Here is an 11486-nt window from a genome sequence, read left to right as displayed (position 1 = left end):
CGCCGCCCACCACCACGGCCCGCACGCCGGGCCCGGCCGCCCCGGCCACCGCGTGCGCGTCGTCCAGGGTGCGCAACGGGTGGACGCCGGCGGGCGGTTGGCCGCCCCGACCGCCCTCCGGCTCGGTGGGCGGGGCCGCGACCGGCTCGCTGCCGGTCGCCAACACCAGGACGTCGTAGGGGAGTTCGGTGCCGTCGGCGCAGCGCACCAGCCGCCGTTCCCGGTCGAGAACGGTGGCGGAGAGACCACCGCGCCAGGTGACGGCCGGCCCCGCCGACGGCAGGGCGATCACCTCGGCCGGGTAGCGGCCGGCGACGACCTCGGCGAGCAGCACCCGGTTGTATGCCGGGTGCTGCTCCTGCGCCACCACCGTCACGGCGAGCGCCCGGGCCGCGCCCAGCGTGCGGGCCAGCCGCGCGCCGGCCATCCCGCCCCCGACGATCACCACCCGGGTTGTCTCACTCATGTCTCTCAGTATCGGGGCGGCTGTTACCCGACCGCATCGCCTCCGTTTCCCCGGCGCAACGCTGATCTCAGCGGGCGCCGGGGCGCGGTGTGAGAGAACGGGCCGGGGCGCGGGGGCGGCCGTGAGAAGGGGGCGCGCGGGAGGGGCGGGCGCCGTGTTCCCGGGCGCGAAGGCGCCCTTCACCCGGCCCGTCCGTTGATCCACAATGGCTCCACCGGGCACACCGGCCCCACCACCCACAGCCGGGACCCGAACCGACACGGCGCCGCCACCGCGCCGGCCCGGCCGCCGAGGAGCACGCCCGCCCCCGGCGACCTGCCGCGATACCGGTGGTGGCTGCGAGGATGGCACACATGACCGAGCTGCGGATCGCCCACACGGCCGACCTCGACTCCGGCACGCTGGCCGCCGCCAGAGCCCTGCTCGACACGGTCTTCGGCGGCGACATGACCGACCAGGACTGGGAGCACGCGCTGGGCGGGGTGCACGCGCTGGTCTGGGAGGGCGCGGAGTTGATCGGTCACGCCTCGGTGGTGCAACGGCGCGTGCTACACGGCGGTCGCGCCCTTCGCACCGGCTATGTGGAGGGCGTGGTGGTGCGCGCCGACCGCAGGGGGCGGGGCCATGGCGCGGCGATGATGGCCGAGTTGGAGCGGGTGATCAGGGGCGGCTACGAGCTGGGCGCCCTGTCCGCCACCGAGGAGGCCCTCGACTTCTACGCGGCCAGGGGCTGGCGCCGCTGGCAGGGCCTGACCTGGGCGCTCACCCCGCTGGGCATCGCCCGCACCGAGGAGGACGACGACGGCGTCTTCGTGCTGCCGCTGCCCCGGGCCGCGATCGACCTGACCGCCGAGTTGGTGTGCGACTGGCGGGACGGCGATGTCTGGTAGCGCGGTTGGGGCCGCCGGCACGCTCCTTCTGACGTGCGGCCGCCAGGCCGCCGGCAAGACCACCCTATGGCCCGCCGGCAAGACCACCCTGGCCCGCCGGCTGGAGCGCGAACGCCCGGCGCTGCGGCTGACCGCCGACGACTGGCTCCGTGACCTCCAACCCGGCGTGCCGGACGCGGAGTCGCACGTCCGGCGGGCGGCCGTGGAGGCGCTCCAGTGGCAGGTGGCGACCCGGGTGCTGCGGCTGGGCGCGGACGTGGTGCTCGACTGGGGCCTGTGGTCCCGCGAGGAGCGCGACCGGTACCGGAACGAGGCCAGGGCCCTCGGGGCGCGGGTGGTGCTCTGCCTGCTGGACCCGCCCCTGCCCGAGCTGCGCCGCCGCCTCGCGGCCCGCAACGCGGCCCCCGACCGGCACACCTTCGTCATTCCGCCGGAGGAGTTCGAGCACTGGGCGACGCGGTTCGAGACGCCGACGCCCGAGGAGTTGGCGCTCTTCGACGCGCCGCCGCCGCTGCCTTCGCCGACGCCGTGAGCCCGGTCCCCTCCGCGCGCCCGCTCATCCCGGCCGCCGGCGTCCGGCGCGGCTCAGGCCGGCGACGGCCAGGCGCCGGCCGCCGCCGCGCGCCGCGCGTAGGAGGCGAAGTCCCGGGCCCGGCGGCCCAGCACCTCGGGGACATCGGCCGTGACGGGTGTGTTGCGGCCGTCGAAGACCTCGGTGAACAGGTGCGTCAACAGCCCCGCCTCGCCCTCGGGCAGCCCCAGCGCGACCAGCCCGTCCCGGTAGGCGGCGGGCGCGACGGACCGGAACGCCACCGGCCGGCCGATCGCAGCCGCCAGCGCCTCGGCGGTCTCCGTCATGGTCAGCGCGCGCGGCCCGGTCAACTCCAGCACCCGCCCGACGAGCCCGGGCCCGGTCAGCGCGGCGACCGCGACCTCGGCCAGGTCGTCGAGGTCCACGAACGGCTCGGCCGCCGTGGCCGGCACCGGCAGCGTGAACGAGCCCCGGCGCACCTCCTCGACGAGAAACTCCTCGCTGAAGTTCTGCGCGAACCAACTGCCGCGCAGCACCGTCCACTCCAGGCCCGAGCCGGTGACCGCCGCCTCGGATGCGGCGGCCCACGGCATCCCGCGCCCGGAGAGCAGCACCAGCCGGCGCACTCCGCTGCGGGCCGCCAGCGCGGCGAAGGCCGCCAGGTCCTCGGCGGCGCCGGGGGCGGCGATGTCGGACGGATAGCTGAGGTAGACGGCCCGGGCGTCGCCCAACACGGCCGGCCAGGTGGCGGGTTGCCGCCAGTCGAAGGGCGGGGTGCCCGCCCGGGAGGCGACCCGGGCGCCGGGCAGCAGCGCGGCGACCCGCCGCCCGCTCTTGCCGGTGCCGCCGACGACCAGCACCCGCTCCGCGTCGATGCGTTCGGCCTGCTCGGTCCCGGTCCGGTCGGGGAACGTGCGGGGCCCGGTGAAGGTGTGTTCTGTCATGGCTCTACTTCAGCGCCCGACGAGCGCGGGCGACATGGCTGGCCGGCTCGCGGCCATAAGCGAACGTCTAGGCTGTCCGGCATGGACCCGTTGGCCAGCCTCCTCGAAGGCCCCAGGGCGCGCGACCCGTTCCTGCTGCGCGCGCTGCTGAGCCCGCCGTGGGCCGTGCTGGTGCGGGACCAGGCGCCCCTCACCGTGCTGTGCGTGGTGCGCGGCACCGCCTGGCTGATCCCCGAAACCCCCGAGAGCCCGGAAACCCCCGAGAGCCCGGAGGCCCAGGCGCCCGCCCTGCCACGGCAGTTGACGGCCGGCTCCGTCGCGGTGCTGCGCGGCCCCGCGCCCTACCGGGTCGCCGACGACCCCGCCAGCCCGCTCCAGGCCGAGATCCTGCCCGGCGGGTGCGGCGTCGCCCCGGACGGCACCGACCTGTGCGAGACGCTCGACCTGGGCACCCGCACGTGGGGCACCGGGACCGACGCCCCCAACGAGCTGCTGATCGGCACCTATCCGCTCTCCAGCGAGGTGACCGGCTCCCTGCTGCGCGCCCTCCCGCCGGTGCTCTCGCTGGGGCCACGCGAGTGGGACTGCGCGCTGCTGCCGATGCTGACCACCGAGATCACCCGCGAGGCGCCCGCGCAGAACGTGGTGCTGGGCCGGGTCCTCGACCTGCTGCTGATCTCGGTGCTGCGCGCCTGGTTCGAACGCCCCAGCAGCGAGCCGCCCGCCTGGTACCGGGCGCACGGCGACCCCGTGGTCGGCCCCGCGCTGCGGCTGCTCCGCGAACACCCCGCGCACCCCTGGACGGTGGCGGCGCTGGCCGCCAAGGTCGGCGTCTCGCGGGCGGCCCTCGCCCGCCGCTTCACCGAACTGGTCGGCCGGCCGCCGATGGCCCATCTCACCGACCGCCGTCTGGACCTGGCCGCCGAGCTGCTGCTCGACCCGGACCTGACGGTGGAGGCGGTGGCCCGGCGCGTCGGCTACGGCAGCGCCTTCGCGTTGAGCACCGCGTTCAAGCGGGAACGCGGCATCACCCCGAGCGACCACCGGGACGCCGCCGCCACGGCGGACGCGGCGGCCGGGTCCTGAGGGGTCCGGGCGCCGCGCCCGCCCCGTTCGGGGGAGCCGGCTGCGCCGCCCGTGGGAACCCGCTCCGCCCCGGCGAATCCCGCTTGACCAGGCCCCCACCTCCTGTTGATCTTCTCGGGTTCCCGGGGTGTGCCGAGCCCCGGCCCATCCGTGAGGAGCCGTCGATGACCGACGCCAGCCCGTCCGTGACCCTGCGCCCCGCCACCGAGCGGGACGCCGACTTCCTGGCCGACATCCTGCTGGAGGCGTTCAACTGGACCGGGGAGGCCAGGTTCACCCGGGAGCAGCTGCTGGCCGACCCCAGGTCGGCCCAGTATGTGGCCGGTTGGCCGGGCCCCGACGACTTCGGGGTCATCGCCGAGGACCCGACGACGGGGGAGCGGATCGGCGCCTGCTGGGCCAGGCCGCTGCCCCCCGACAACCCCGGCTACGGCTATGTGGCGCCCGACGTGCCGGAGTTGACGCTGGGCGTGCTGCCCGCCCACCGGCGGCGCGGGGTGGGCAGGGCGCTGCTGGACGCCGTGGTGGCGGCCGCCCGCGAACGCGGCCTCGCGCGGCTGAGCCTCAGCGTCGAGGACGGCAACGGGGTCGCCGCCCTCTACCGTTCCCGAGGCTTCGTCCCGGTGGGAAGGGACGGCGACGCCGACACCATGGCCCTCGACCTGAAGTCCTGACCGCCCGCCGCAGGTGCCGTTGCCGTTGGCGTTGCCGTGGCTCAGGCGCGGCGGTAGACGGTCAGCGGCGCCGGGTGCTTGTCGATCAGCAGATCGCTCGGCGCCGGCCCGGCCTCGCCGTCGTAGGCGAGGGACGCGTCGCCCGGCAGCCCGGAGAGCCGCAGCCGGGGCAGCCGGGCCGCCGCGTAGACGCCCGAGTTGCCCAGCGTCCCGGTGAGCGCGGCGACCACCACCCGGGTGCGGGCCAGCCGCCGGTCGGCCCGCACCGTCCGCACGTCCAACAGCCCGTCGTCGAGCTGGGTGCGGTGCGCGGGCGCGAACCCCTCGGGGGAGTAGAGGCCGTTGCCCGCGAAGAGCAGCCACAGCCGCTGGCGGTGGCCGTTGATCTCCACCTCGATCGGCTGCCCCGTGCGCATCAGCCGCGCCATCGACACCACCGCCGACGGCCACTTGCCGATCCGGTCCTCCAACCGCTCGCGCGCCCGCACCAGTTCGGGATACAGGCCCAGGCTGAACGTGTTGACGAAGTGGGTGGTGGGCCCCGTCGCCCGCCCGACCGGACGCACCCGCGCCAGGTCCACCGCGATCGCCCGGCCCTCCGCCAGCGCCGCCGCCGTGTCCTCGAAGGCGTGTATCCCCATGTCCAGCGCGAAGTGGTTCAACGTACCGCCCGGGAAGACCGCCAGCGGCAGCCGCCGCTCCACGGCCCTGGCCGCCGCCGCGTTGACGCTGCCGTCGCCGCCGCAGACGCCCAGCGCCCCACCGCGCTCGGCCGCCCGGTCGGCGGCGGCGTCCAGCAGCGTCAACAGGTCCTCGCCCTCCGCGCGTTGCACCACCTCCGCCTGCGGCAGCAGCTCCCGCAGCCGGTCCGCGTCCGAACCGGCCTGCCCGGCGCTCTCGTTGACGACCACCACCAGGCCCTCGCCCTCCGGCAGGGCCGGCGCGTGGGCGGCGTGGTGCAGCAACGTCGTGTCGGCGGGGCGGCGCGGCCACCAACGGTGGGTGACCAGCGCCGCGCCCACGCCCAGGGCGCAGCCCGCCAGCACGTCGGCCGGGTAGTGCACCCCGACATAGACCCGGGAGGCCGCCACCGCCGCCGCGACCGGGGCCACGGCAGCGCCGAGGGCGCCGGACTCCAGGGCGACGCCGGTGGCGAAGGCCGCCGCCGAGGCGGCGTGCCCCGAGGGGAACGAACTGGTGCGCGGCGACCGCGCCAGCCGCCGCGCCAACGGGACCCCGTCGATCAACGGACGCTCCCGGTGGGCGGCGTACTTCACGAAGACGTTGGTGGTCAACGAGGCGAGCGCCAGCGCGGCGACGCCCCGGGCCGCCGCCCGCCGGCCGGGGCGCCCGCCGAGGGCCGCGAGGCCGGCGGCCGAGGCCAGCCAGAGCCGACTGTGGTTGGCGGCCCTGCTCAACCGGGGCAGCACCGCCTGCACCCCCGGCGGCTCGGCCGCCGCCACCCGCGCGAAGATCCGCCGATCCCACCGTCCCAACGTGGACATGTCCGGCCACGCTCCTTTCCGATCGATCGACGTCACCGCGAGTGAACGTACCCGACCGCCCCCGATCAACTCCGCCACGCGGGGGCGCGGCGCTGGCCACGGGGGTCGCGGCGCCGCCATGCCGCGACGGCGGGCTCCGGTGTCGTGTGGTGACGGCGGGTGAAAGGAGCGGGAGAACACCGGGGTTGGGCCCGTTCCTGACGGAGGGGAGAGGGGAGGAGCGGAGCCCCGGGCGGCCGGTTCCCCGCCGCCCCACGCCGGCTCCGTCAGGTCAGCAGGTCCAGCTCGCGGCGACGCGCATAGCCCCCGCTGACCGAGAACAGCGTCGTCGCCAGCAGCGTTGTCGCGCCGATGCCGCCGAACCAGGCGGGCATCGCCAGGGTTGGCTCCTCGCGGGCGGGGGGCACCCGGTCGAGCGGGTCGTAGAAGAGGTCCAGGCGGTCGCCGGGCGCCAACGACCGGCAGTTGCTGAGCCGTTGGGACAGCACCCGGCCCGCCCCGGCCGCCCCGCCCTCCGTGTCGATCAGCCGGACCTCGCACGTGGTGCTGCCGCGTGCCGGGCTCCGCTTGCTGACGATCTCCGCCGTGGCCCACTCGCCGCGCTCCCGCAGCGTCAGGTCCTGGTGGCCCTGCCAGGACATGACGACCAGCGCCACCCCCGCCAGCATGTAGAGCACCATGTAGCCCGGGCGGGTGCCGTAGTGCGTGATCTCCATGAGCAGCAGCACCAGGTAGCCGATCAGCGCCACCAGCAGCGGCCATATCAGCCAGTCGTCCGCCTGCCACGGCACCACGGCCGCCAGCACGGCCAGCCCGCAGCCCACCAGCGTCAGCGACGCGCTCAGGGCCAGCACCGCACTCCGGGAGAGGCTGGTTATCCAGCGGCTGAGCCGCTCGCTGAGCCGGCTCAGCGCGAACGGCTCAGCCGGGCTCCGGTAGCTCGCGTAGAGGCGCCGCGTGCGCCCCTCGTGACTGTCCGGCGGCGGCGCCGGCATCCCCAGCGGGGCCCAGCCCGCGGGCGGGATCGCCGGCATCGGTGGCCGGCTCGGGGCGCGGTGCCCGAAGGCCCGCACCAGCCCGGGAACGGACCAGAGCAGCGCCACCGCCGTCCATGAGAACAGCCCCAACGCCTTGTACACGTCCGGTGGTTCCCCGTCCGACCCGGACACGGTCTCGCTGATGCCGGTGGCCCCGCACGCCAGGCAGATCAGCAGCCCCAGGCCCGAGGCCGCGCCCCACAGCGCCCGGCGCCCCGGCATCGGCGGCACCGCCTGTGGCACGTGGCGCATGAGCGCGTTCAACTCGACGACGGCCCGGTGTCCGGAGCGCAGCAGCAGGATCAGCAGCAGGGTGGCGACCGCGAGCATCGGCAGCCCGACGGCGAGGCCGGTCTGGGCGTTCATCTCGTCGCCGTCCGCGCTGGACTCGCTGGTGACGACGAAGATCACCGCGATTATCGCGAAGGACACGGCCAGTGTCATATGCCCCAGCAGCCGCAGCGGCGAGAGCACCCGCCGCAGCAGCCGGGCCGCCGCCTCGCCGACCTCGGGCGTCACCCCGGGCGGATAGCGGGGGTCGGCCAACTCGACGGGCAACGCGGGAGGCCACGGCGGCAGTTGCTCCGGCCCCGACTGACGCGCCTGCTCCTCCATCTGCCCCCATCCCCCCCGCTGTGACCTCGGGTGTCCCCGAGCTGTTGCTCACCGTCACCTTAGCGGGCGCCTATGACACCGGCCCATCCCCCTTGACAGCCGCGCCAGGACCAGACCGCACCTGCCGGGACCAGACACCCCGGCCGCGAACCGACGGCGCCGGTCACGCCGGCGCCCGGCGCCGCCGCGAGCGAACGGCCCCCGCAGCGCCGCCCGTTCGGCCACCCCGACCGGGCACCGACGGCGCCCGCGCTCGGCGGCTACCCGGACCGCGAGGTGCGGCGCGTGTCGGTGACGACCACCGGCTCCCCGGTGGCCGTCACCGAGGTCAACAGCACCACCGCGTCGCTCACCGCCGTCAGGTCGTGCCGCTTCTGCGGCACCCGCGCCAGCTGCCCCGCGCGCAGCGCGACGTCCTCCTCGCCGCAGCGCATCCGCACCTCCCCGCGCAGCACCTGGAGGCTCGCCGCCGGCGGCGCCTCGTGCTCCTCCAGCCGCGCCCCGCCGGCCAGCGCGATCACGCTCTGCCGCAACGGGCCGTCCCGCAGGAAGAGATGGGCGCTGCGGCCGTGTTCGGCTTGCAACGCCTGGGCCAGATGCTCGTCGGCGAGCCGGGTGAGGTCGTTCATGCCCTCCATGCTGCCCGCCCCACCGCCCGCCGCAACCGGACCGGCCGCGCCGTCACCCCCGCCCGTCGCCCGCCCGTCACGCCTCGTCGGCGCGCTCCACCCGCACCGCGCAGACCTTGAACTCCGGCATCCGCGACGTCGGGTCCAGCGCCGGGTTCGTCAGCGAGTTGGCCCGCCCCTCACCCGGCCAGTGGAACGGCATGAACACGGTGTCGGGCCGGATGTCCGCGCTGATCCTGGCCGGGGCCACCGCCCGCCCGCGCCGCGAGACCACCGCCAGCCGCTCACCCTCCGTCACCCCCAGCCGGTCGGCCAGCCTCGGGTGCAGCTGCACGAAAGGCCCCGGCGCCGCCGCGTTCTGCCGCGCGACCCGCCGGGTCTGCGCCCCCGACTGGTACTGCGCCAGCACCCGCCCGGTGGTCAGCAGCAGCGGGTACTCCCCGTCGGGCTCCTCGGCCGCCGGCCGGTGGAGCACCGGCGCGAACCTGGCCCGCCCGTCGGGCGTGGCGAACCGGTCGAGGAAGAGCCGGGGCGTGCCCGGGTGTGGCGGCCCCTCGGCGCGTTCGGGGCAGGGCCAGAAGACCCCGTCCTCCTCGGCTATCCGCCGGTAGGTGATCCCCGAGTAGTCCGCCTTGCCGCCGGCCGAGGCGCGCCGCAGCTCGTCGAAGACCTCCGCCGGGTCGGTCCGGAAGCCCTTCTCCCAACCCAGCCGCGCCGCCAGCGCGTTGAGCACCTCCAGGTCGCTCCGGCAGCCGGGCGGCGGGGCGACGGCGCGCTGCCGCAGGATCACCCGGCCCTCCAGGTTGGTCATCGTCCCGGTCTCCTCCGCCCACTGGGTCACGGGCAGCACCACGTCCGCCAGCCGCGCGCTCTCCGAGAGGACCACGTCGCAGACCGCCAGGAAGTCCAGCGCCCTCATGCGTTCCTCGACATGCGCCGCCCTGGGCGCCGAGACCACCGGGTTGGAGGCCATCAGCAGCAGCGCCCGCACCCCGTCGGGGGTGTCGCGGCCCAGCGCGTCGAGCAGCTCGTAGGCGCTGCGCCCGGGGCCCGGCAGCGTGTCGGGGTCGACGCCCCACACGCCGGCGACGTGCTCCCTGGCGGCCTGGTCGGCGAGCATCCGGTAGCCGGGCAGCTGGTCCGCCTTCTGCCCGTGTTCCCGCCCGCCCTGCCCGTTGCCCTGCCCGGTCAGGCAGCCGTAGCCGGACAGCGGCCGGCCGGCGCGGCCGGTGGCCAGGCACAGGTTGATCCAGGCGCCCACCGTGTCGGTGCCCTTGGAGTGCTGCTCGGGCCCCCTGGCCGTCAGCACCATCGCGGCCTCGGGCGCGCAGAACATCCGCACCGCCTCGCGCAGCCGGGGAACGGGCACCCCCGTGACCCGTTCCACCAGCTCCGGCCAGTGCGCCATCGCCGCCGCCCTGGCCTCCTCCCAGCCGGAGGTGCGCTCGGCGACGAACGCCTCGTCGACCCGGCCCTCGGCGACCACTAGGTGCAGCATCCCCAGGGCCAGCGCCAGGTCGGTGCCGGGGCGCGGGGCGAGGTGGAGGTCGGCCTGCTCGGCGGTCCTGGTGCGGCGCGGGTCGATGACGACCAGGGTGCCGCCGTTCTCCCTCAGCTCGGTGAAGTAGCGCAGCGCCGGCGGCATGGTGTCGGCGAGGTTGGAGCCGACGAGGATCACACAGCCGGTGCGCGGGATGTCCGCGAGCGGGAACGGCAGCCCCCGGTCCACGCCGAACGCCCGGTTCCCGGCCGCGGCGGCCGAGGACATGCAGAACCTGCCGTTGTAGTCGATCTGCGAGGAGCCCAGCACCAGCCGCGTGAACTTGCCCAGCGCGTACGCCTTCTCGTTGGTCAGCCCGCCGCCGCCGAAGACCCCGACCGCGTCGGCGCCGTGCCGCTCGCGGACGCCGGAGAGGCCGGCGGCCACCCGGTCCAGGGCGGTCTCCCAGTCGGTCGGCACCAGCGCCCCGCTGCCCGGGTCCCGCACCAGCGGCTGGGTCAGCCGCAGCCCGCGCGCCAGCACCTCGGGCGCGGTGCGGCCCTTGCCGCACAGCGCGCCCCGGTTGACGGGGAACGCTTCGCGCTCCACCACCTCGACCCCGCCGGCCGTCGCCGGCGAGGGCGCCAGCCGCATCCCGCACTGGAGCGCGCAGTAAGGACAGTGCGTGTCGACGGCGGCGGCCGGGTCAACGGCCGGGCCGGCGGCTGGGCCGCCGGTTTCCGAACGGGCCTCGGGGGTCATGGGGCGCGTCATGCCGCCATCGTCTGTCGGGCGTGTTACGGAAGGCAACGCCCTGGGTTACGGAGCACGGCCCCGGGCGTTGCCCGTCGGCGGCGTTCCGCTCAGCTCGCGGGCGCGCGAGGCGTGAGGAACGGGGCCGGCGGTCGTGACGACTCGGCAACACGGCGGCAATCTCGCGGGCGCAGGCTGGTGCCATGACCGACCGCAGCCAGCCCACCCTCGTCGCCGTGGCCCACGGCTCGCCCGACCCCAGGGCCGAGCCGGTCGTCCGTGCGCTGGTGCGGCTGGTCCGCGCCCTGCGGCCGTCCGTCCGCGTGGAGCTGGGGCACCTGGAGAGCGACCGGCCGCTGCTGGGTGAGACGCTGAACCGGCTGCACGGCTCGGCGGTGTTGGTGCCGCTCCTCTTCAGCCGTGGCTACCACGTCAAGCACGACATCCCGGGCACGTTGGCGACGGTGGCCGACCGGCTGCGGGCCACCGTCGCCGGCTCCCTCGGCCCGCACCCGCTGCTCGCCGAGGCGCTGCACAGCCGGCTGGTCGAGGCCGGCTACCGGCCCGGCAGCGCCGTGGTGTTGGCCGCCGCGGGCTCCCGCGACCCGGAGTCGGCCGCCGGCACCGGCTACACGGCGGCGATGCTCGCGACCCGGCTCGGCGGCGTCCCGGTCGTGCCGGCGTACGCCTCCGCCAGCGCGCCCACGGTGCCGGAGGCGGTCGCGGCGCTGCGCGCGCGGGGGCACCGGGAGGTCGCGGTGGCGTCCTGCTTCGTGGCGCCCGGCCGGTTCGCCGAACGCTGCGCCGAGGCGGCGCCCGGCGTGGTGGCCGCCCCGCTGGGCAGCCACCCGGCGCTCGCCCGGCTGCTGCTGCAC

The 11486-nt window shown here is 76.2% G+C and carries 11 protein-coding genes; 5 read left to right on the top strand and 6 right to left on the bottom strand.

Features of this window, described 5'->3' with window-relative positions; all coding sequences use genetic code 11:
- The coding region (locus EBN88_RS24520) for an FAD-dependent oxidoreductase (RefSeq protein ID WP_158621513.1) at positions 1-466 on the bottom strand (466 nt) is incomplete at its 3' end.
- Positions 467-810: 344 nt separating this feature from the next.
- Between EBN88_RS24520 and EBN88_RS24515 the strand changes: the two genes are divergently transcribed.
- Both EBN88_RS24515 and EBN88_RS24510 read left to right on the top strand, forming a co-directional pair.
- Entirely contained in the window at positions 811-1356 is a 546-nt protein-coding gene (locus tag EBN88_RS24515) for a GNAT family N-acetyltransferase (protein ID WP_407703457.1), read from the top strand.
- On the top strand, positions 1346-1888 hold the full coding sequence (locus tag EBN88_RS24510; protein ID WP_122399241.1) for an AAA family ATPase: 543 nt from the start codon (positions 1346-1348) through the stop codon (positions 1886-1888). Before EBN88_RS24515 ends, EBN88_RS24510 begins: the two co-directional genes overlap by 11 nt.
- A gap of 53 nt (positions 1889-1941) precedes the next feature.
- On the opposite strand, the gene EBN88_RS24505 is transcribed toward EBN88_RS24510, so the two are convergent.
- Complete coding sequence (locus EBN88_RS24505) at positions 1942-2832, bottom strand: Rossmann-fold NAD(P)-binding domain-containing protein (protein ID WP_122399240.1); 891 nt, start codon at positions 2830-2832, stop codon at positions 1942-1944.
- Positions 2833-2913: 81 nt separating this feature from the next.
- Here EBN88_RS24505 and EBN88_RS24500 point away from each other — a divergent pair, with 81 nt between their 5' ends.
- Positions 2914-3918 (top strand): AraC family transcriptional regulator, encoded by a 1005-nt coding sequence (locus EBN88_RS24500; RefSeq protein ID WP_122399239.1) that lies wholly within the window; start codon positions 2914-2916, stop codon positions 3916-3918.
- 164 nt (positions 3919-4082) lie between these two features.
- The gene (locus EBN88_RS24495; protein ID WP_122399238.1) at positions 4083-4592 is read left to right on the top strand and encodes a GNAT family N-acetyltransferase; all 510 of its coding nucleotides are present in this window, start codon (positions 4083-4085) and stop codon (positions 4590-4592) included.
- Positions 4593-4633: 41 nt separating this feature from the next.
- Here EBN88_RS24495 and EBN88_RS24490 read toward each other — a convergent pair whose 3' ends face one another.
- From EBN88_RS24490 to EBN88_RS24475, 4 genes are all read right to left on the bottom strand, one after another.
- Positions 4634-6097 (bottom strand): bifunctional phosphatase PAP2/diacylglycerol kinase family protein, encoded by a 1464-nt coding sequence (locus EBN88_RS24490; protein WP_122399237.1) that lies wholly within the window; start codon positions 6095-6097, stop codon positions 4634-4636.
- A gap of 266 nt (positions 6098-6363) precedes the next feature.
- On the bottom strand, positions 6364-7749 hold the full coding sequence (locus EBN88_RS24485; RefSeq protein WP_122399236.1) for a hypothetical protein: 1386 nt from the start codon (positions 7747-7749) through the stop codon (positions 6364-6366).
- Between the two features lie 260 nt (positions 7750-8009).
- The gene (locus EBN88_RS24480; RefSeq protein WP_122399235.1) at positions 8010-8378 is read right to left on the bottom strand and encodes a cupin domain-containing protein; all 369 of its coding nucleotides are present in this window, start codon (positions 8376-8378) and stop codon (positions 8010-8012) included.
- A 76-nt stretch (positions 8379-8454) separates the two neighbouring features.
- Positions 8455-10620: a molybdopterin oxidoreductase family protein gene (locus tag EBN88_RS24475; protein ID WP_122399243.1), complete on the bottom strand. Its 2166-nt coding sequence runs from the start codon at positions 10618-10620 to the stop codon at positions 8455-8457.
- 194 nt (positions 10621-10814) lie between these two features.
- Between EBN88_RS24475 and EBN88_RS24470 the strand changes: the two genes are divergently transcribed.
- Positions 10815-11486: sirohydrochlorin chelatase (locus EBN88_RS24470; RefSeq protein WP_147472829.1), on the top strand; the 672-nt coding region annotated here is incomplete at its 3' end.

This window comes from Streptomyces triticirhizae (assembly GCF_003696235.1).
Taxonomy (GTDB): Bacteria; Actinomycetota; Actinomycetes; order Streptomycetales; family Streptomycetaceae; genus Streptomyces; species Streptomyces triticirhizae.
Note: the sequence above shows the minus strand (reverse complement) of the source record. Positions and strands in the feature narration are given on the sequence as shown.

Excerpts from the sequence above, each read along its gene's own strand:
- EBN88_RS24515 (WP_407703457.1), top strand. The coding sequence starts at position 811 with ATGGCACACATGACCGAGCTGCGGATCGCCCACACGGCCGACCTCGAC.
- EBN88_RS24510 (WP_122399241.1), top strand. The coding sequence starts at position 1,346 with ATGTCTGGTAGCGCGGTTGGGGCCGCCGGCACGCTCCTTCTGACGTGC.
- EBN88_RS24505 (WP_122399240.1), bottom strand. The coding sequence starts at position 2,832 with ATGACAGAACACACCTTCACCGGGCCCCGCACGTTCCCCGACCGGACC.
- EBN88_RS24500 (WP_122399239.1), top strand. The coding sequence starts at position 2,914 with ATGGACCCGTTGGCCAGCCTCCTCGAAGGCCCCAGGGCGCGCGACCCG.
- EBN88_RS24495 (WP_122399238.1), top strand. The coding sequence starts at position 4,083 with ATGACCGACGCCAGCCCGTCCGTGACCCTGCGCCCCGCCACCGAGCGG.
- EBN88_RS24490 (WP_122399237.1), bottom strand. The coding sequence starts at position 6,097 with ATGTCCACGTTGGGACGGTGGGATCGGCGGATCTTCGCGCGGGTGGCG.
- EBN88_RS24485 (WP_122399236.1), bottom strand. The coding sequence starts at position 7,749 with ATGGAGGAGCAGGCGCGTCAGTCGGGGCCGGAGCAACTGCCGCCGTGG.
- EBN88_RS24480 (WP_122399235.1), bottom strand. The coding sequence starts at position 8,378 with ATGAACGACCTCACCCGGCTCGCCGACGAGCATCTGGCCCAGGCGTTG.
- EBN88_RS24475 (WP_122399243.1), bottom strand. The coding sequence starts at position 10,620 with ATGACCCCCGAGGCCCGTTCGGAAACCGGCGGCCCAGCCGCCGGCCCG.